The following is a 20,931-nucleotide window of genomic DNA, read 5'->3' as shown; positions in this document are numbered from 1 at the left end:
CGAAAGGATGTAGTATGCAGACACGCCAATTCGGCAAAACAGATATGCAGATTACCCCTATTGGTATTGGGGCCTGGGCCATGGGTGGCGGCAATTGGGAATTTGCCTGGGGTAGCCAGGACGATACACAGTCGATCGCAACCATCAAACGCGGCCTGGAACTGGGTATCAACTGGATTGATACTGCAGCTGTATATGGGCTTGGCCACTCAGAAGAAATAGTTGGCAAGGCCATTAAAGGCCGCGAAAAGCCCTACGTCTTTACCAAGTGCTCACTGGTCTGGGATAACGCACGTAAAGTGAGCAATAGCCTCGACGCCAATTCAATCCAGCGCGAATGCGAAGCTAGCTTGAAGCGTCTGGGACTCGAAACCATCGATCTTTATCAGATGCACTGGCCCAACCCTGATCCAGATATCGAAGAGGGTTGGAGTGCAATGGCTAAATTGAAACAAGAGGGTAAAGTACGCCATATCGGTGTCTCAAACTTCAATGTTGAGCAACTGAAACGCGCGGAAAAGATCGCGCCTGTGGAGACTTTACAGCCTCCTTACTCACTGGTCCATCGCGATGCTGAGAAAGAGATCCTCCCTTATTGTAAAGATCACAATATTGGTGTCATCGTCTACTCACCTATGGCCTCTGGCCTGCTGAGTGGTCGTATGACCAAAGAGCGCATCGATAACATGCCCCAGGATGACTGGCGCCAGCGCGATAGCGAATTCCAGGAGCCTCGCCTCTCACGCAATCTGGAGCTGGCCAACCTGCTCTCTGAAATTGCCTTCCCTCACAACGTTACCGCTGGTGTAGTTGCAGTAGCATGGACCCTGCATAATCCAGCCGTAACCGCTGCGATTGTCGGCGCACGTAGCATGGAGCAGATTGAGGAAATGGTCATTGCCGCTGAGTTCCGCCTGAACGAGGCAGAACTGGAGCAGATCAACAAGTTCTTAGCCGAACATCCCTAATGCTCACCTGTTTACAGTACAGATCGTATAAAGCATAAAGTAGCTGCTTCCTTTGTCGAGGAAGCAGCTACTTTGTGCTTTTTTAACTCCACAGGCAGGCGGACCAGCAAGCAACAAAGCGGCGGTATCGTAAATTGGCGCTACTTCGTACAATCAAAAGAGGAGGACCGGTATTTATGCTATCTTCCTGATAAGTAAACAATCGTCATTGAAAAGCTTATATAAAAGGAGTCGACAAATGCAGATCAGTGCACGCAATCAACTCAAAGGTAAAGTTACAGCCGTCACGCTGGGCAGTGTGATGGCTGAAGTTGTGGTCACGCTGGCAGATGGGCAAGAGATCGTTTCAGCCATTACGCGCAACTCGGCTGAGTCGCTCAACTTGAAGGCCGGCGACGAAGTGATGGCCATTATCAAATCGACCGAGGTCATGATCGGCAAAGAAGCTTAGATCGCTTCTTGAAGCGGGAAATCTCAACCTTCAGCTTTTTCGGTGGTGATCCCCAATATATGATGCGAGATACGTACGCACCATGGTCAGGAAACGCGCCAAAAACGCTCCGCGAGGTATAGTCTCTGCCAGATGATAAACCAGCATAGTGTCAGAGATATTTCTGGCATTATAAACATCATTTACTGAAGGAGAGACCCATGTGGCTGATTTATAGTATTCAATGGTTACATGTTCTGTGTGGTATTTTCTGGCTAGGGAGCGCATTGTACGGAAACTTTGTGGTGATTCCCGCGATTTCAAGCCTGCCCATGAAAGAGCAGCGCAAATTTGCCCAACCGATAGGAGAAAGAGGCGATAAACTCGTTATTCCAGCAGCAATCCTGGTGATTTTGTTTGGCCTGATCCGGGGAATTGTGTTTGGGCCAGTACAAAGCCTGGACTTCTTGTTTGGGACAGCGTATGGACTTACCTTTCTCGTTTCATTTATTATGGCCTGTGCAACTTTAATCTGGGGCATATTTGTTATGGGCCGCACCATCCATCACATTAATAATCTTCCTCTGGAAAATGTACAACAAGCTGACGGAACTTTTAGCCCCACTTTTCTGGCACTGGTCCAACGTGCGAAGCTGATCGCCCTGCTGGAACTGGTAGGTTTCCTGATCGTGTTTAGCTGTATGATCCTGATGCGCTTTGGTCTATAAGCCTCTAGCGCTCACATTCTGTCTCTTTCTGTAAAAAGTGAGGCTTGAGACCCATCGAGCATTAGCCTTTCTATGCTCTAAGGACCCATAAGCGCAAATCTGCAGGCTCAGAGATAGCCCTCTACCTGAGCCTGCTCAATGGCCTTGAGCAAACTTACCTGAGCTTGCTCTGGCTGCTTATTCTCCCACAACTGCACTGCCCTCTCCAATTGCTCAGTCAGAGCAGCAGGATGAGCCTCCTGCGCTGGATCAAGCAACTGGTGCACATACGCGATGCTAACCGCAACGCGCTCCTGACACACTGCAATCGCTATCAATGGCCAGAGCGCGGTCCACAGGAACGGATAGCTGGTCGATGCATGTTGCCAGCCCGCCAGCGCGAACTCGGCCAGCCGTTGCGCTTCCACCAGCCTGTCCTCTTTCCAGGCCAACCACGCCTGACAGGCATAGGCCATTGGACCATAACCTGGATAGGGACCGCGCAGGAGACGCTCAACACACTGCCTGGCTTTGTCTGGTTGCTTTTGCCTGCGAAAGAGCATGGTCAAAAAAAATAGGCCGAACAATTGCAACGTAATATCTCCCACCTGCTCTTCGAGAGTTAATCCAGTCTGCAGGTAAGTCTCAGCCTCCACAAGCTGGCCTGCCCACATTAAAACACTTCCCAGCGTATACATAAAATTGCCAATATCGCCGGCATGGCCTGATTTTTGACAGATGGACAGGGCCAGCCTCGCCGTGTTAATGACCTGTTCATCGACGTGATAGCGCATCTGGCGACTATCTCTGAGACAGAGGCACTGAAAATATTGCGCTTTTTGCATAAGCGTACCGATCTGCTCAATCGGTTGTTGAATCTGCCCAAGAATATCTACCATTTCTTGGAAACGATTGAGCAGGTTCAACGTCCAGACCTGGCCAATCTTCATTTGGAGCAACTCCTGCTGCCATGCGAGATCCTTTTCCTCTTCGGCGATGTTATACAGCAGGTGTTCGGCTTCTTGATACGAGAGGATACTCGCAGCCGGGTTGGTCACGCTATTCCAATGACTGGCTATCTTGCGATGTATGCGGGCCAGCCAACGAGAATGTTCGGATGACAACAACGCTATCACCTTTTGATACATCTCCAGACAGGCATCGGACTGGCCGGTCAGATGAAAAATATCTCCAAGTCGCTCACGAAGGCGTGCAATTTCTGTAATCTGTGGCTGTGGCCTGGTATAGTGGAGGTCGATAGCGCGTTGGAGGGCCTTGCTAGCCTCCATATTAGCATAGATTTGCAGCGCGGCCACGCTGGCCCGCTCATAATAGAGTAAGGCCTTTTCGGTCAGGCCTGCTCGCTCATAGTGAAAGGCCAGTTGCCCGCTGACCGCATCAAGCTGATCTGCATAAAGCGTCAGGACGGCGTCGGCCACATTGTAATGCAGCCGACGCCGTTTGAGCGTGCTGAGGGCTTGATAGGCCGTCTCACGCAGCTTATCATGGCTAAAATCGTAGCTGCCCTCACTCTGTTCATAGATAATGCGCCTCTGCCATAACTCATCCAGACCTGGCACAATCATATCCTCTTTGTGGCCACTGGCCTGGACCAAAACATCCAGGGTAAAAGAGCGACCAATTACGGAAGCGAGGTTGGTCAGTTCAGAGGCCACAGGCGAGAGTTGTGCAAGTCGTGTTGTCAGGACTGCTTGCGCCGGAGATGGCAGAGAGAATGTCGATGTTTTGTGCGCTGCGGACACTGTCTCCGCCAGCGTGAAGGTCCTCGCGCGCACCGTTTCGACGATAAAAAGCGGATTGCCTTCGGTCTCTCGATAGAGATTATCTTGCATGTCTGGCGTCAATGGTTCAGGCCCAAGGAAAGCCGCCAGCTTTGCCGTTTCTACGCTATTCAATCTTTCGAGCTGAATCTGTGTAACCGGTATTTCGCGTTGGAGACTGGCAAACCAGGTATGGAAGGAATGTTCCGCAGTGATCTCCTCGACACGAAGCGTACATACCAGCAACAAATGCAGCCGTGGATCTTTACTGCGCAGCAAATAGTGGAGCCAGATGAGGGTATCACGATCAGTCCATTGGAGATCATCAAGCACGAGCAACAATGGCTGAGGGGTGTTCAACAGCGCCTGAGCCAGTGCGTCAAACAACCGCTGTTGTTGCCAGACATCCTGAAGCGGCTCCGGGTGAGGCAGGTATGGATGTTGGAGTAGCAACGCGGGTATGAGACGTGCAATCTCACAGAGCCAGAGATCGGGCAAAGCATTCAGGCTCTTTTTGAGCGCCTCGTGTTTTAGCCAGGTAGTAATAGGGGTATAGGCTATGGCATCCTCCGCTGCGTAGCAACGTGCAATTGCTCCCAACATGCCTTGTTGCTGAACCCAGAAGCGCATCTCTTCGACCAGGCGCGATTTCCCAATGCCAGCTTCACCCGCCACAATGACCACAGTCGATTCGCCTTCTACTACATGTTGCCAGGCGCTCTGCAATTCTGCCCAGGCCCGCTGGCGTCCTACCATGGGAGCAGTGGATGAGCGAAACGCAGTGGTACCTGCACTGACTGGCTTAGCAAGTGATGGAGAAGCTTGCATCAAGCGCTCATACATCTCTCTGGTACTGGCATCAGGTTCCACGCCTAGCTCACGTTCTAGCGTTGAGGCACAAGTCTGATATGTACGCAGAGCGGTAACCCGATCGCCGTTGAGCACGTAGAGCTGCATTAAATATCGATACGTCGATTCGTCCAGAGGATCAAGGCGCAACAATTTCAGGGCAACAGCGATTGCGGCCTCGTAATCCCGTTCCTGCTCCAGCAGACTGCTCAAGCTTTTCAGTGCCTGGGAAAAGTGTTCACGTAATCGTTCGCGTTCGGTAAGGAGCCACTCATCATAGCACAGGGGAGTAAGTCTCCCTGATAGAAAGCAATGGCTTGCTCTAGAGCCAGGCGACGCTCAACTGGATTAATAGCCTGCCTGGCCATATCCAGAGTGTCTAGAAAGAGCTGCACATCGAGTTGCCAGTTTTCCTGGGCCGACCACTGTAGAGTGTGGCGGGTTATATGCAAGAAGGTATCAGCAGCAGGCAGAAGTTGACGTAGTTTAAAGACGAGATTGCGCAAATTGGCGTATGCCTGACTTTCAGTCGACTCGGGCCAGAGCAAAAAAGCCAGTTGTGCTCGCGACTGTGGTGCGTCACGATGCAGCAGTAAATAAGTCAGAAGCTCAGAGATGCGGGTTGTATCGGTTGTAGGGATAAGGATTTCGTCGGCAAAGAGGCGAAACCCGCCGAACAGATGGATATAGATCGTTGGTGGCACGCGACCAACTCCTCCTTTACCCAGAGGGTGAGATGTCTTTTATCATAGCGACTTGCACGATATGCGTCAAGTTTATTGGCATCAGATCAGGGCTTTTTACTGTTCGTCCAGAGATCGCAGGGAGATCACCAGCACGCGAGAAGATGTCCATTCTTTCCGGTGTGGAGTATATGTGGTGGGCGGCCGCGGCCGCCCACCACATATACTCCACACCGGGCGCCGCAGGCGCCAAAGAGGAACATGAAAAGCCCTGGCATCAGATAGAATCAATAAGACATTTGGTAATAAAACAGAAAGTAAAACGTGGCGTGAAACGCCCAGAAAACGCGCCAGAAACGGGAGACATTCTATACTTTATTCATTAACAGTCAGGGCATGTAATAAACCACCATGACAATCGGCATCCATAGCTGCTCGGAGCGGACCGCGTCCGGCTCATAAGAGGCTCTGACACTACTTTTCAGAGAAAGAAGGTACTAATTATGAAAATAGGTATGGGTCTTCCCGTGTTGCTCCACTCAACGGATTATCTGTTTGAGTGGATCAAACGCATTGATAGTGCTCCGTTCTCCACACTCGCTATCTGTGATCGCATTGTCTATGACAATTATGACGCACTATTGACCCTGGCAGCAGCAGCAGCGCTTTCCAGACGTGTACGCTTAATGACCGATGTCCTGGTTACACCATTGCGCAACACAGCCCTGCTGGCCAAAGAGATCGCCACACTGGATGCCCTGTCTGGAGGTCGTGTGACGCTGGGCATGGGTATCGGTGTGCGCAAAGATGATTTTGCGGTTACAGATACATCCTACAAGGAACGTGGCAAATATCACGAAAATCAGATCGAGCAGATGAAACGTATCTGGTCCAGACAAGACTGGAACAATACCATCGGACCCATCGGTCCGGCCCCAATCCAAAAGCCCGGTCCTGAGCTTATTCTGGGTGGCTTTGTGCCGCAAGTTATGCAAAGGGTGGCACGGTACGCAAATGGTTTTGTCGCCGCAACCAATGAGATCGATAGAGTATCCCAGGCGTTTCGTGCCGTTGAGCATTACTGGCAAGAGGCAGGACGCACAGGAAAACCCCGTCTACTCGCACAAATAGATATAGCCCTGGAATCCCATATGCCGGGTCAGGGACGCGAGAATGCACTGGCATACTATAAAGTGCTACCGCCACCGTACAATACGTACAAGGCGGCCACGCTGATTACTACTGAACAACAACTACGCAAGGTCCTGAACGATCTTGAGCAGATTGGCACCGATGAAGTGATCTGTTTTCCCTGGAGTACCGAAATAGAGCAGATCGTACGCGTGGCTACACTCTGCTAAGCAGCCTGGTCAAACCCACTACGACTCAACCGGATGGACGATGGCACAGACCATCTCATCCACCCGGTATGGACCCTTTACTAGACTAGACGATCGGTACCAGCCAGTGGGAAAACCAGCCACCAACCAGGCGCGCAACCTCGTCAAAGGCATGCTGATTCTCAAACAGCGAAGCTTCGCCTGGTACGATCTCCAGTTGCTTCTCCGCTTGCAAACCTTCTAGCAGGCGCCGATGATGATCAACGGCCTCTTGATCGCCCTCAGCGGCCAGCAACAGGGTCGGGGCCAGTACACGCGGCGCATAATCCAGGCCAAAGTCGCCAGCGTCCCCCACAGCGACCACAGCTGCCACCACATCAGGACGCGAGGCCGCCGCAGCAATCGCCGCCGCTCCCACTTCATTCATACCAAAATAGCCGATCGAAAGATTATCCGTTGAAGGGTTCTCTAGAAACCACTCAGCGGTCCCCACAATGCGCTGCTGCATAATATCAATATTCTGCCGGAAGAAGGCTGTACGCTCATCCAGGGCCAGCTCGTCGCTGGAAAACAGGTCTACCTGCAGGGTTGCCAGGCCATGCTGCTGGAAGGCTGAAGCCAGAGCAATTACATTCTGATGAGGATTTTTCTGGCTATCCTCAATGCCATGGGCCAGGATAATCAATCCCCGCGCATCCTGAGGCACATGCAAGATGCCGTTTAAATCGACGGCCTCCGCCCCAATCCTTACCAATTGTCCCTGCGGATTGGCGGTACTACGATAATTCTCATCATTACGCTCGATCATTGCGCACCTCTTTCCTGTGGTCGTGATACAAAAATATAGTTCTATAATTGTGATACGCTCGCAGACCACTAAACGCGCCATCCCACTGCTGAAGAAAGGCTCTTTGCTGGAAAGCGTAACCAGAACCTCGGATAGACGTACATAGAGTGAGGGTAGATGAAAATATCCTCCTCATGCAACTCATTCTAAGCAGAAGGGGTAGGACAAATAACTTGGCCCGCTGTCTCAATCCACACGGAAAACACGATAATCCCAGTGGCACTGTCTGCTGCCAATACTGCGACTTCCTCGTGCAGGGTGCACAGATTGGTATCTATGAAATAATGGACTTTATTGGTGCAGGCAGTTATGGCTATGTATATAAAGTGCGCGAACCAAATCCACTTAGCCGTATCCTGGCTCTTAAGGTGTTACGCAGGGATCAGTTTAATGCCAGGGCCCAGGCCAGCTTCTTCCAGGAGGCGCGCCGTATCGCGACCATGCAACACCCTAATATTTTGCCGATCTATAATTTTGGGCAGATTAGCGCGAACCAACAGCCATATTTTGTGATGGAGTATGCACCTCAGACGATCAATGACCTCTTCCGCCGACCCGATGGCAGTCGTCGCCTGGTCTTCGCGGAAGAATTGGTTCCCTATATCCAGCAAACGGCCGATGCCCTGCGCTATGTGCATGAGAATGGCCTGGTCCACCAGGATGTAAAACCGGGCAATCTCTTGATCGGACGCAATGGGCAGATCCTGCTGGCCGATTTTGGAACAGCCTATTATCTGGGGATGCAGACCCATGCTTCATTGGGCGAGATCACTGGTACAGCGGCCTATATGCCACCCGAACAATGGCAAGGAGCACCCAGGCGTGATTCTGATCAATATGCCCTGGCGATCTGCTGCTATGAGTTTTTAAGTGGCCGCCCTCCTTTTGTCTATCGGCAATTGGAAGACATCTGGAATGCCCATATGAAAGAGCCACCACCCTCGCCCCAGCAGTGGAACCCCCGCATCCCAGTCGAGGTCTCGGCCGTCTTGATGCGTGCCCTATCTAAGGATTATCGTCAGCGCTACCCAAGCATCACGGAGTTCGCCGACCAATACACCCAGGCGGTCAACATAGCTAGCCAGCGCTACGTCTGCCAGATCTGTGGCCAGCAGAATCGCACTGGCGCACGCCGTTGTACGTTCTGCGGCGCCGAATATGATAATCGTTACTGCCAATACTGTGATGCCCAGGTCCGCTTTGGCCAGCGTTGCTGCTCCAACTGTGGCCGGCTCACGTTGCCATCCGCCAAACTTTTGAGCAGCCCCTTGATCGGCATAACCATACGCCAGGGACGCTACACCATCAATCGCCTCCTGAAACAAACGGAGGAGACCGGCATCATGACCGCCGTGGCCACTGATGCCCAGACCAACCAGCGCGTAGTCCTCAAACGCTGGGAATGCACCGATGAACCTTTATCCCAGCGCGCCAAAGATGTAGCCTATTATGACCATGCCACCGATCCCCTGGCAAAATTACGCCATCCCCTGCTACCACACGTGCTCGACCGCTTCGCGGAAGGAAGATATTATTACGCGGTCTTTAACTATATCGATAGCGAAAGCCTGAGCGAGCGCAACACGAAACTGTTGCGCCCCTGCCAGAACCCGAGGTATTGGGTTATATCAATAGCTTGCTCAATATTCTAATGGCCCTGGAAAAACTCCACCCACCCCTACGTACTTACGATATTTCACCCGATACGATCCTGATTGAGCAACAACGTGGACGTGTCTTTTTAACCGGCTTTCAAGTGCCACCGCCTCCACCACCCCGGGAACCCCAGCGCAACAGTCGCCGCAGGCGTACTACCCGCAAACTGGCCGTTTCGCCTTACCTGCCAATTCAGGATAAAAGTTATGACCAGCGCACCTGTATCTATGCGCTGGCAGCCAGCATGCACCATGCCCTGAGTAATGTCGCCCCACCGCATTATCCGGCCTATCCACCCATCCGCTTATTGAATCCCAAAGTCTCGCCAGCGCTGGAGCGGATATTAAGCCGCGCCTTAAGTGAAGACATGGCCCTGCGCTATCAAAGTTATGAGGAAATGAAACAGGATGTGCAACGTCTACTGCCATAGACCGTTGCACATCCTGTCTTTCTTTTGCGTTTTCGCGCCGAATGGTCTTCACTTTTTAAAAGTAGTAGAAACAAAGCTCAACGCTCTCGCCTGCGGCGAGAGATTGGGGGAGAGGTGAGCGGGGACACCCGCACCCCGGCAGGAGGGGCTCGCCGCCCCTCCTGCACCTCCCGACTTTTTCCCAACTTTATTTGTTTCATTTCGGGCAAGAAGAGGAGAGGGGAAGGATTTGGTGGGGACTGGCATGCCCCCACACCCCGGCAGGAGGGGCGGCGAGCCCCTCCTACACCTCACGGCTTTTTCCCAACTTTATTTGTTTCAGTTCGAGCGCGACAAAGTAGTCGCTTATTAAGATCGCTCGTCGAGGGGAAGGTAGGGAGTCAACTTTGGACCCTCGTATTCAGCACGCGGGCGGATCAAACGATTATGGGCATACTGTTCCAGCACATGGGCGGTCCAGCCAGCCACGCGACTACAGGCAAAAATCGGCGTATCCAGGTCAATCGGAAGGCCCATCATGTAGTACACCGAAGCCGAGTAAAAGTCTACATTGGCATAGAGCCCTTTTTGCTCCTTGACCACCCGCTCAACAATCTGAGACATCTCAAACCATTTGCTATCGCCGCTCCGCTGTCCTAGCTCCTTCGAGATCTCGCGCAAATGGCTGGCCCGTGGATCTTCGGTGCGATAAACGCGATGGCCGAAGCCCATCACACGTTCTTTGCGCGCCAGGGCACCTTCAATATAAGTCCTGGCATTGTTAACCTCACCGATGCGCAGCAGCATGCGAATAACCTGCTCATTCGCGCCCCCATGCAGAGGACCCGAGAGGGTGCCAACCGCCGACGAGATCGAGGCATACATATCAGCCAGCGTGGCGGCTGTGACGCGCGCAGCAAAGGTTGAAGCATTTAACTCATGGTCGGCATGCAGCACCAGGGCAACATCCAGTACATGAGCGGTATAGTCATCCGGCATCTTTCCCGTCAGCATATACAGAAAATTGGTTGCGTGATCATGATCAGAGAGCGGCATAATCGGGGCGCGCCCGTGGCGAATGTGCTCCCAGCTGGTAACGATAGTGGGCATGACAGCCGTCAAACGCTCGGCACGCCGATGGTTGGCACTCGCCGAGGTATCGTCCAGATGTCCATCAAAAGCTGAGAGGGCCGAAATAGCTGTGCGCAACACATCCATCGGCGCGGTACTTGTGGGTAGCAGATGCATTAATTCCAGGATTTGACCGGGCAAGGCACGATGAGCACGCAAGCGTAAGCGCAAATCCTCTAACTGCGTTCTGGTAGGGAGAACACCGTTCCATAAAAGATAGGCGGTTTCCTCAAAGGATGAATGGAGAGCCAGATCGTGAATATCCACACCATAATACGTTAATTTTCCCAGTTGGCCATCCAGATCGCAGATACGCGAATGGGTTGCAACAATGTCCTCGAGACCATCTGTAGTAGCGGTCGGCATAGGAGATCCTCCATGGCAGATAGCAGCTTCGTTAGTGTTAGAACACGGCCCTGGGCCATACGAACGGCTCATATGTATACTTCCACAGCGAAGCAAACACGTGTTGTTCATAATAGGTAGTCGTTGCTATTATACCGTGCCTCATGTAACGATGTCATGTCAGCCAGCTAACACCCCGAAATTTGCTTGCGCCTGCGCGCCCGGCCCAATACAGGGGCAATATTTGCAGGTAACATATTCTGCTAAGCAAATAGCCAAAAACGATGGTCTTACCGCGTAAAATATGGTAAACTGACGCAAATAGCAATAAGCGAGGAAGCTCATGGATAAGCTTGCACGAGACGAAGAGGAGCAACTCATCGCCCGTAGCCAGCGTGGAGACATCGAAGCATTTAATCAACTCATTGAGCAGTATCAACACGTCATGTACAGCACGGTCTTTCGCATGCTCGGGGATTACGATACCTCAGCAGACGTGACCCAGGACGCGTTTATCTCTGCATTTAGAGCCATCCGCACCTATCGTGGGGGAAGTTCGTTCCGTGCATGGCTACTACGCATCGGCTCAAACCTGGCATGCGATCATTGGCGCCGTGTTCAACGCCATCCAACCGCCTCGCTCGAAATGCTAACCGACGAGACAGAGCCACATGCACCCGGTTCCCTGGATGCTCTCTCGCTCAGCGGACCTGAAGGCAATCCAGAAGAATATATGTTGACCCAGGAACTCCAGGAACTCATTCAGGCTGGCCTTCAGCAACTTCCACTTGAACAACGCACTGTTATTGTGCTGTGCGATATTCAGGGCCTCTCCTATGAAGAAGTCGCTCAGGCCATACAGGCAAATCTGGGTACGGTCCGCTCACGCATTTCTCGTGGCCGGGCCCGCTTGCGCAACTATTTACAACAACATGAGGAACTTTTACCACGTAATTATCGTCTCACAAATAGTAGTGATGGATAACATGATGGAGTGTACGCGTGTCTCAACTTGATCGGCATCTGACAACAGAACAACTTTCGGCATTGCTCGACGACCAGATCTCCGCGGGAGAACAGGAGGAAAGCGCTTATCGGGCGCACCTGCAAACCTGTGAGCAGTGTCAATTGGAGTTTGCCGATTTGAAACAGACAGTAAGGCTGCTACGCGCATTGCCTGCTCCACGGCCTCCTCGCTCATTCGCATTGCCAACTGACTTCTCATGGGAGCCGATAGAGGCCGAGCAAGAAGCTACAACCCGGCAACAAGAGACGCCGCCGCCCATCTCACTGCCACAGAGACGGCTACAACAACAATCCAGGCAGGCAACCACAAACCGCTCCCGGCGCGCAACCCTGCGCCTTATCAGCGGCCTGGTCGCTGTCATCGGCATCTTCTTTATGCTGTCCACCCTGCAATTGCCGCATATGGGAGAGGCTGCCAGTGGCACAGCCGCCAGTAACACCGGCACAGAAGCGCCCAGTTCCCATGCCTACGGTGGTAATCAACCGAGCACGCCCCATGCATCAACCACAAACCCTAATAAGCAGCAGGGAAATAATACTGGTGCCACCGGTTCGGAAACACAGCCCAAACCAGGTACAGTTCAACCAGCGACAACCCCTGCAACGCCTGTGAATATAGAGCCGCAGCCGCTCCAAGTCTTATACTTCTTTGACCTTACCAATAACGCTGGACGCCTGCACCTGGGCCTCTTATTGTTTCTGATCGGAGCCATTAGCTTCTACATCTTCACACAAAAGTACCGGCACCGCTGGAGATAACAGTTAGTAGAGAATCAATGGCATCCCTGCCGGGGTGCCATTTTTTGTGGCCCGCCAGACTTTTAGGCTATATTTGCTGCTGTCGAAGAACGCAGTTTATGCTATATTTTGACTAAGGAATACGTTTGAGGATGGCAACCAGTGAACCAATGCATCCCGGGCACATTGCCATCGTAGTAAGAGCTCTACCTTCAGAAAATGAGATAAACAGTGAATACAATTTTATTGCTACTCCCGCCCTTGATCAATGTGCTGGTCACCGGGATATTTGCATTTGTCATCCTGAGACAATATATAAGTCGTCGGCGCAGTTATCAACTATACTGGTCGATCTCCCTGTTGATGGCCTTTGTGGCTACCCTGGCTTATATGGCAATGCTCATGGTTGGCCCAACCTCCGAGCCCGGCACCTATTTCTTTCGGCTCTACTATGCGCTAGGAGGCACCATCATGCCATCCTGGCTAGGCATGGGAAGTATCGCTCTGATCAGCAAACCACGTGTCAGCCGGGCCTTTGTAGGCTTCCTCTTGCTCCTGAGCTTGATAGCCGGTACCTTTGTACTGGATGCCACCATTGATATGGCCAGGCTCAGTCATATCGCCGGTACCCCCGGCACAGGCACCCTCCAGCCAGGTCCCTGGCTGGTAATGACCATTCTGCTCAATACACTGGGCGTGGTCGCCGTAGCCGGAGTAGCCCTGCTCTCCGGCTGGAAAATGCTACGTAAACAAGCTCGCATGGGAGAGATCAGAACCAGCAATATCCTCTGGGCCAATATCTTTATTTTTACGGGCGCCATTCTCAATGCGGCCGCCGGAACGCTGGCCCGCTTCCTCGGCCTGGACTCAATTTTCTGGCTGATCATGGCACTGGGCTGGATCGTCCTCTTCCTGGGAGTACTGCTGGCCAGCCGACGCTCACGCCATTCCCATAACGTCGCCACCGCCCAAACCACTCACACTGACCCGGTCAAAGCTTAAAACACTGATAGATACAAATGCGGTGTCTCTCTTGCAGGAGAGACACTGCATTTGTATCTATCTTCATGCTCACGTGGAGCAATACTAAACCACTAGCTAGTTGGCTTTCAGCTCACCCAGGGTAACGGTAAAGGTCATTTGCTGTGTACCACGATAAACTTTGACCGTTGCTGTATCTCCAGGATTCTTAGCAATCAAGGCATCTTCCAGTGAAGGGATGGCATCGATGGCTGTGTTATCGATCTGGACAATAACATCGCCGGCTTTGATACCAGCCTTTTCAGCGGCCCCACCAGCAACCAGCTGGGTAACATAGACACCATGATCAACCGCCAGGTTGTCCTGCATCTGCAAGGTTGAGTCAACCGCGGCAGGCACAATACCAATCGCCGCACGACCGGTATGCTGTACCTGGCCAGTGGAAATCAACTGGGTGGCAATAAACTGGACACGATTGGATGGGATGGCGAAACCAACACCATTGGCTGGTGAGTTAAATTCTGGATCAACCGCGGTCAAAGTCGGAATACCGACCAGGTGACCTTGCAGATCAACCAGGGCCCCACCACTATTACCAGGATTGATGGGCGCATCGGTTTGAATGGCGTTTGGAATGGTCGCGCCATTGCCCTCACTGACGTTACGTCCCAGCGCACTGATGATACCATTGGTAACCGTCTGGGTATTGCCCAATGGGTTACCAATCGCCAGCACATCCTGGCCTACACGCACCTGTGAAGAGTCTCCCAGGCTAATCACGGCCATATTGGTCGGAGGATTAATCTTGATGATCGCCAGGTCATCAGCGGGATCGGTACCTACCACCTGAGCGTTACGTACACGCGTCCCATCCGATAGCACCACTTCGTCAACACTGGTAACACCATCAACGACGTGATTGTTGGTCACGATATAGCCGCGCTTGTCAATAATCACGCCAGAACCCAGGGCCGCCCCTTTTTGAGTCTGGACATTGATCTGCACCACAGCTGGACGAGTCCTGGCGATTACCGCTTCACGTACAGCCTGCAGATTATTATCGGTTAAAGCGGGTATAGGTGCCTGTGGCGCCGAACCAGGCTGCAAAGATGAATTCTGCGTGCTCGGAAGGACCGGGGTTGATGCGCCTGTGCGTCCGAACTGCCATCCAGCAAAGATACCCACGCCAAAGACCAATGCGAGCACCAGGGCCAGGGCCATAATCGCCCCGGCACGCAGACCATTGCGCTTTGGTTTGAGGGCCGCCTGGCTCCCACTCGGAGGAGGACCAAAGGGCGCGCCATTACCATTCGGGATATAGCCACTCTGTCCATAGCTATTCGGATATACAGGTCCCGCCGCGCCACGGCCAGTGTGATCTGGTGCATCCAATGACGTGTAAGGACTCCCACCCGGATAGCCAGATGATGGCACCGGGCGATATGCCTCCTTGGGCTGTCCCATAGGGGATGCAGGAGTCGGCCGATAGGACCCTGGCTGCATATATTCCCGATAGTTCTGCTCATTATCAGCATAACTGCTACCGCGATTTACAGGGGAATAGGACCCCGGATTGCTGTCAGGCTGCTCACTGGATGGCGGAACAGGCTGGTATGGTGATGCTTTATCGTCATTCATGTTGCTTAAATCATTCGTATCTGAATTTCTCATTCTGATACCCTCCTCATAGCCCTATAACAACCCCTCACTACCATCTACGTCAACAACGTCCTTATTTCATTATCTTGCCTACTATTTAGCAGAAGGTCAAGAGGAACACAGGCGGAATGCCCACGAGCGCTCCCTTCCTTACTGTTATGTACAGCTTTAGTGGTAAACAAGTACCTCGCACAGTTACTCTATCCTTATACTAAATTCATAGGGGTACGGCAAGAAAACTTTCTTGTCTATACTGTATAGTATGACCATAAAAAAACTTTGAGGGATTTGTAAAAATTTTGTATGGATTTCGTTTCTATGCGATGAGCATCTCAGACAAGCTATCGGAAAAGAGCATACCTGTCCTCTATTATATCGACTCGGTCTACTCAAATCAAAGGGGTTGCTCATCCTTGGCGATAATGAGATAATGGGAACACGAATCGAGCTGAAGATGGAGCGCCCAAACATTGGATGAGTATACTATACAGGAGAGGGAACAGGGCACAGCATCCCTTAATACAAAAAATACGACACCAATAGTGAATAAAGAACAACATGAGCCTGTGACAATAAAACAGCTACGACAACTGGCCAATCAACACCTGGCAACCAGAGATTGGTCAAAGGCCGCGGAAGCCTTTTTAGAGATCTTGATGAATGATCCACAAGACAGTGAGGCCTTACTAGGACTGGCCGCAGTCATGGATGGGCTGAATCGCTTTGAACATCTCTATGAGACAGCTCAGACCATCCTTGATATAGAGCCCAATTCCGCCGCTGGCCTGGCGTATAAGGCCCGTGCCCTCCAAAAACTGGACCGTATTTCAGAAGCAACCATCGCCAATGATCAAGCGCTACTGCTCAATACCAATCTGGGGCTTTCCTGGGTTAATCGCAGTGGCCTACAGCTCTTGCAGGGAAAGTTTCCAGAGGCGTTACGCAGCGCCCAGCGAGCCATTGAACTGGCGCCAATCGATGCCCGGGCCTGGGCCAACTATGGGGTCGCCTTGCTCAACTTCAATCGCCTGGCGGAATCCCTGGAGGCCTTCGATAAGAGCCTGGAGGTCGACCCTCAACAGCTTTTCGCGCTACAAATGAAAGGCGAGATCCTCTGTCGCATTGGTCGCATGCGTGAGGTTATTCCGCTGGTTCGCGATGCCCTGGCTTTGAGTCCTCAGGACGTCAAGACACTGACCCTGGGCATCCAGGCCTTCCGCACACTGGAGATGTATGAAGAGCTAAAAGCCTTATCTCATCAACTGGTGCTGGTCATGCCAGATAATGTGCTGGCGTGGGAAAACTATATGCGCAGCCTGCGTGGCCTGGGTCAATTTAAGGAGGCCAATGAGGCTCTTGATCACCTTATCGCGCTGGACGGCTCAAATGTACGCTTCTTGACTATGAAGGCCGATACGCTCTATCGCCTGGAACGCTATCGAGAGGCGGTATCTGTCGCCGAACGAGCCAAACGCCTGGGACCCGATTACAATCCGGCCCGCCGCATCCACGAAAAATCTCTCCGCCTCATGTACCAACGCAAAGTTAAGAAAGATAAGAACTAAAGAAGCTAAGAGGGGATTTATTGCGATAAATCCCCTCTTAGCTTCTTTAGTGTGTGAACTGTAGATAAGGTGATTGCTTTCTTTATCGCCGCATACGGCGGCAAGGGGTGGGAGAGGTTCGTTTGGGGACACCCCCAAACCCCGGCCATGGGACTGACGTCCCCCGGCACCCCCTTCTATGGCGGAGAAGAGGGTGAATGGGATTTTGGGATGGGGCGCCACCTCTAGATGAGTTGGTCTAGTAGCGATAGGAGCGCTCCCTGGCCTTGCTGGCGGATGGCGGTGCGTAGGGGTTCGGGCGTTACGATGCGGATGCGGCGCTGGTGCTGCTCGTAGCGCGCCAGGTCATCCGATTGTAGTCCTGTCACTTCTACCCATTTCATCAAGGACTTCATGCCTACTGGCGGGTGATCAAAGGCGATCCAGACATCCATCTCCCATTTTTCGGGCCGCGGAATCTCTATCAGGACCTGGTAATCCGCTACAGGCGTTTCAAGCATGGTTGAGAGTTCGGCCGCGATTTTCTGCTCGATCGTGCGCCGCCGCTGGGCGTCCCAGAATAATGCCTCTAGCCGCCGGAACAGGCTACCAGCCGCAGGACTGATCTCAAGCACCACTTTATAAGGTCGCCGCATCTCTAGATCTGCTGCCAGCATACGTGAGCTCTCAGGCATCTCGTTAGAGGCCAGTAATGTTAACAGTGCAGCATCGGTTAAACCCACTAATTGCTCACCGCTAATCGCCTGCACAGATAGGGCATCGAAGACGGCACGCACCAGCATAGCCTGGAAAGCCCGACTGGTATGATGCCAGTAAATATTGTCGAACATCTCTTGCCGGGCATGCAAAAGCGAGTGCAATGGACTGATGCCTTTGTGCGTCACCACCAGACAACGTTCGCCATGTAAATCACGTTGGATACGCAATGCACTCAAGAGCCGTGACACATCCACGCCACCATAGGGCACATTACAGGCGCGCGCATCGCGCGGGAGATAATCTAATTTATCGATATCTAATGCCCCGCTTAATAGATGGCTCAACAACTCATCGTCAGGCGGCAAAGACTTGGATTTAGGAGGGTCAATGAAATCGGCCACGCGCTCAGGAGAAAGCCGGTAGTCGCGTTCCAGGATAGTCGCCACCTCGCTTTTCTCAATGATAGAACGGCCCACCTTCTCATGGTTAATAATCGGGAAACCCAGATCCTCGATAGTATGGGAAAAAGGATAATGCCCAATATCGTGCAACAGGGCCGCCACAACCAGCGTCTGGATACTACTAATCGCAATACCATCCAGGCCACCCGATGCACCGCGCATAAGCAAAGAGCGCAAGGCACGCACAGCCAGATGATAACATCCCAGGCTATGCTCATAGCGCGAATGGGTAGCCCCCGGCCAGACACGATACACAAACCCCAATTGCTTTACCTGCTGCAAACGCAGAAAAGGGGCGCTATTGATCAGCTTCAGCTCACGCGGTCCCAACGGAATCAAATCATAGAGACTATCGCGGACGGTCCCCTCCGGTTGCTCATCGGGCAAAAGGGGATAGCCAGCGGCATCTGTCCAATACGAGCGCTTTATTGCTTGCACTACGCCCGCCTCAGTATCGACAGAAGGCAACGCCGTCAACGGCAATAATTGTTCGACCGGCTGCTGTTTACCCGGTGTACTTTTGAAAGACTCATCACGCATACTCATACACTCATTGTATCATAGACAGCAGGAAGCGCGCCGCCAACAAGGACGCAAAGGACAACCCACCCCCCACCCGTAGGTGCGACCCTCTGCGGTCGCTTGCCCCACCGCTAATGGGGCCCGGTATCATCACCGCCTGGTCCCTCATCTCTGACATCTTCCTCCATGCGGTGCCCAAAAGTTTGGTCTGCTTTTGGGCACCGCATGGAGGAAGATGTCATACCACGAGGTACGCAATCGCTGGGATACGGGGCCGCCGGCTCTGCGGAGGGCGGCAATCGGGCGCTGAGGCCCGAATCTACGGGTATCGTGTTTCTTGTTGCTTTTGCAGGTAGGGATGCGGAGGGCGGCAAGGGGATAATGACATACGACGTCAGGCCAACGCTAAATAGAATAGTGTATAATAAATCTATAGACCTTCGACGCATGTGCGACGGGCAAGACGACGCTCGTCGCTTTTCATATCGTTAACTCCTTGGAGCCTGATAATGAGTACACAGCCAGATACGATTAAAATGATCGCTATCGATATAGATGGGACCCTCCTGACGCCCCAGAAACAGATTTCCCCTCGCACACAGGCCACTATCCGAGACGCCCAGGAAGCGGGTATCGTGGTCACACTGGCTACCGCCCGGCGCTACATAAATAGTAAACATTTTGCGGATCTACTGGGTATCAGCATCCCCCTGATTACCTGCGACGGAGCACTGATACTTGACCATCCAGCCGGGGTTGTGCGCCATACGCAGTTGCTGCCCGCCGAACTGGCCCAGCAAACAGTAGATATCCTGGTCGCCCACAGGCTCCAACCAGTCATTCACCATATCGCAGGCGCAGCCGAACAGACCTGGAGCGGACACGCTGAATTTGATAATCTGGGCCTGGAAGGCTATTTCCGTGAGTTTCCAGCGGACCAACGGCTGCCCCACAATCTCCTATGCCTGGGACAACCCGATCCAATTCGCGTGGTTGCTTTCGCCAGCGAGGAGGCTATTGGACGTGTCGCACCGGTAATTGCGGAACTCCCCTGCGCCTGGAATACTATTGAACGTGGTAACTATGGTTGTGCCGAGCTCACAGTGATGCAACATTCGTGTTCAAAAGCTACCGGCGTAGCAATTTTAGCGAAACATTTAGGCATACCGATGACGCAGGTCATGGCAATTGGTGATAACAATAACGATCGTGAGATGATCGAGGCGGCAGGATGGGAGTAGCGATGGGGCAGGCGCCAGAAGCCGTAAAGGCCAGCGCCAACGCGGTTACTGCCACCAATCTGGAAGATGGGGTGGCAGTAGCCATTGAGCGCTATGCATTACTGCGCTGAAGACGGACCGCGCTCTCAAATTCACGTAAGCGAGCGACCTGGCGATGGTTGGGAGCAGCCTGCCAGCGCTTCTCTTTTACCAGTTCGAGCGCGTCACTGGCATGCATACCACCATAAACCAGGGTCGCGCATGTCAGGAGCACGCTGCGGCCAACCCCGTGTTCACAGTGAATAAGGACATGGCCACCCTGGCTGATATGTTCATTGGCCCAGGCAGCCCCATCTAACAATTGCTCAACCGAGAGAGGATACGTATCGGGCGCAGGCAGATAAAGCAAAGAGATATTCTCACGAGCCAGCTCCTCTTTATCATCGCTATACTCCGCACGCGTATCCACCACATGTGTGACACCAGCCCTGCTCAGTGCTGGAATATCCTCAGGGCGAATACGACCGCCCACAGCCAGATGCTCGGTCACCCAGCTCATATTAAGCGCATCAGGTAATGGCACATGCAGGGCACGAGCAATCTGTTCGCTCTTAGAATTCTCAGGGAAGAGACGTACAGCGATACGCGTCCAGCGACGATATATTAGCCGCACTACCCCGGTAGTAGCCCAATGTAAAAACGAAAATTTAACCCGCGGAGCCTCAGCAGCCACGGTAGGAGGTGGTGTCCCTCCCTGTTCGTTCTCCTCTGTTGGAGGAGGCGTTATCGAATCTGGCGACATTCCTAAACATTCCTCTTCTAATGGCTACAACTCAACATGCTAGACGTTGGTGACCAGGTCCGAAGGCACCGCCGGCTCAACCTTCTCGACCACCTGCTTCTCAGTATCTCGC

General features: G+C 52.6%; 17 protein-coding genes and 1 pseudogene. 11 read left to right on the top strand and 7 right to left on the bottom strand.

The genetic code is table 11. From position 1 onward, the window contains the following. Positions 1-14: 14 nt before the first annotated feature. From EL645_RS16935 to EL645_RS16925, 3 genes are all read left to right on the top strand, one after another. On the top strand, positions 15-968 hold the full coding sequence (locus EL645_RS16935; RefSeq protein WP_126551614.1) for an aldo/keto reductase: 954 nt from the start codon (positions 15-17) through the stop codon (positions 966-968). A gap of 238 nt (positions 969-1,206) precedes the next feature. Beyond that, positions 1,207-1,419: a TOBE domain-containing protein gene (locus EL645_RS16930; RefSeq protein WP_126551613.1), complete on the top strand. Its 213-nt coding sequence runs from the start codon at positions 1,207-1,209 to the stop codon at positions 1,417-1,419. A 200-nt stretch (positions 1,420-1,619) separates the two neighbouring features. Then, positions 1,620-2,126 carry a hypothetical protein gene (locus EL645_RS16925; RefSeq protein WP_126551612.1) on the top strand — a complete coding sequence of 169 codons (507 nt, stop codon included), beginning with the start codon at positions 1,620-1,622 and terminating at the stop codon, positions 2,124-2,126. 107 nt (positions 2,127-2,233) lie between these two features. On the opposite strand, the gene EL645_RS16920 is transcribed toward EL645_RS16925, so the two are convergent. Further along, positions 2,234-4,957 (bottom strand): AAA family ATPase, encoded by a 2,724-nt coding sequence (locus EL645_RS16920; RefSeq protein ID WP_246035551.1) that lies wholly within the window; start codon positions 4,955-4,957, stop codon positions 2,234-2,236. Next, positions 4,954-5,439, bottom strand: coding sequence for an AfsR/SARP family transcriptional regulator (locus EL645_RS16915; protein ID WP_161977423.1), 486 nt, complete (start codon positions 5,437-5,439; stop codon positions 4,954-4,956). Before EL645_RS16915 ends, EL645_RS16920 begins: the two co-directional genes overlap by 4 nt. A 482-nt stretch (positions 5,440-5,921) precedes the next feature. Between EL645_RS16915 and EL645_RS16910 the strand changes: the two genes are divergently transcribed. Then, positions 5,922-6,779, top strand: coding sequence for an LLM class flavin-dependent oxidoreductase (locus tag EL645_RS16910; protein ID WP_126551609.1), 858 nt, complete (start codon positions 5,922-5,924; stop codon positions 6,777-6,779). Between the two features lie 85 nt (positions 6,780-6,864). Here the strand turns inward: EL645_RS16910 and EL645_RS16905 are convergent, their stop codons facing one another. Further along, positions 6,865-7,566 (bottom strand): dienelactone hydrolase family protein, encoded by a 702-nt coding sequence (locus EL645_RS16905; RefSeq protein ID WP_126551608.1) that lies wholly within the window; start codon positions 7,564-7,566, stop codon positions 6,865-6,867. Between the two features lie 212 nt (positions 7,567-7,778). Here EL645_RS16905 and EL645_RS16900 point away from each other — a divergent pair, with 212 nt between their 5' ends. Further along, positions 7,779-9,257 carry a serine/threonine protein kinase gene (locus tag EL645_RS16900; protein ID WP_161977422.1) on the top strand — a complete coding sequence of 493 codons (1,479 nt, stop codon included), beginning with the start codon at positions 7,779-7,781 and terminating at the stop codon, positions 9,255-9,257. After that, complete coding sequence (locus EL645_RS16895) at positions 9,224-9,691, top strand: serine/threonine-protein kinase (RefSeq protein WP_126551606.1); 468 nt, start codon at positions 9,224-9,226, stop codon at positions 9,689-9,691. The genes EL645_RS16900 and EL645_RS16895 overlap by 34 nt, the downstream gene beginning before the upstream one ends. Positions 9,692-10,039: 348 nt before the next feature. Here EL645_RS16895 and EL645_RS16890 read toward each other — a convergent pair whose 3' ends face one another. Beyond that, positions 10,040-11,167 carry a citrate synthase gene (locus EL645_RS16890; RefSeq protein WP_126551605.1) on the bottom strand — a complete coding sequence of 376 codons (1,128 nt, stop codon included), beginning with the start codon at positions 11,165-11,167 and terminating at the stop codon, positions 10,040-10,042. Between the two features lie 322 nt (positions 11,168-11,489). On the opposite strand from EL645_RS16890, the gene EL645_RS16885 reads away from it, so the two are divergent. The 3 genes from EL645_RS16885 (at position 11,490) to EL645_RS16875 (ending at position 13,912) form a co-directional block, all read left to right on the top strand. Further along, positions 11,490-12,131, top strand: coding sequence for an RNA polymerase sigma factor (locus EL645_RS16885; protein ID WP_126551604.1), 642 nt, complete (start codon positions 11,490-11,492; stop codon positions 12,129-12,131). A 17-nt stretch (positions 12,132-12,148) separates the two neighbouring features. Further along, complete coding sequence (locus tag EL645_RS16880) at positions 12,149-12,931, top strand: anti-sigma factor family protein (protein WP_126551603.1); 783 nt, start codon at positions 12,149-12,151, stop codon at positions 12,929-12,931. 210 nt (positions 12,932-13,141) lie between these two features. Next, positions 13,142-13,912: a hypothetical protein gene (locus tag EL645_RS16875; RefSeq protein ID WP_126551602.1), complete on the top strand. Its 771-nt coding sequence runs from the start codon at positions 13,142-13,144 to the stop codon at positions 13,910-13,912. Positions 13,913-14,008: 96 nt separating this feature from the next. Here the strand turns inward: EL645_RS16875 and EL645_RS16870 are convergent, their stop codons facing one another. Further along, the gene (locus EL645_RS16870) at positions 14,009-15,562 is read right to left on the bottom strand and encodes a S1C family serine protease (protein WP_246035387.1); all 1,554 of its coding nucleotides are present in this window, start codon (positions 15,560-15,562) and stop codon (positions 14,009-14,011) included. Between the two features lie 458 nt (positions 15,563-16,020). Between EL645_RS16870 and EL645_RS16865 the strand changes: the two genes are divergently transcribed. Continuing rightward, the gene (locus tag EL645_RS16865; protein WP_136625229.1) at positions 16,021-17,115 is read left to right on the top strand and encodes a tetratricopeptide repeat protein; all 1,095 of its coding nucleotides are present in this window, start codon (positions 16,021-16,023) and stop codon (positions 17,113-17,115) included. 224 nt (positions 17,116-17,339) lie between these two features. Here the strand turns inward: EL645_RS16865 and EL645_RS16860 are convergent, their stop codons facing one another. After that, positions 17,340-18,815, bottom strand: a complete 1,476-nt coding sequence (locus EL645_RS16860; protein WP_246035386.1) for an HD domain-containing protein — start codon at positions 18,813-18,815, stop codon at positions 17,340-17,342. Between the two features lie 491 nt (positions 18,816-19,306). Here EL645_RS16860 and EL645_RS16855 point away from each other — a divergent pair. After that, a pseudogene (locus EL645_RS16855) lies at positions 19,307-20,148 on the top strand (Cof-type HAD-IIB family hydrolase). On the opposite strand, the gene EL645_RS16845 reads toward EL645_RS16855, so the two are convergent. Continuing rightward, positions 20,130-20,819: a protein-tyrosine phosphatase family protein gene (locus EL645_RS16845; RefSeq protein ID WP_126551597.1), complete on the bottom strand. Its 690-nt coding sequence runs from the start codon at positions 20,817-20,819 to the stop codon at positions 20,130-20,132. The pseudogene EL645_RS16855 and the gene EL645_RS16845 overlap by 19 nt on opposite strands. Between the last annotated feature and the right edge of the window lie 112 nt (positions 20,820-20,931).

The sequence above is a fragment of the Dictyobacter kobayashii genome, assembly GCF_003967555.1.
In the GTDB taxonomy this organism is placed as follows: Bacteria; Chloroflexota; Ktedonobacteria; order Ktedonobacterales; family Ktedonobacteraceae; genus Dictyobacter; species Dictyobacter kobayashii.
Note: the sequence above shows the minus strand (reverse complement) of the source record. Positions and strands in the feature narration are given on the sequence as shown.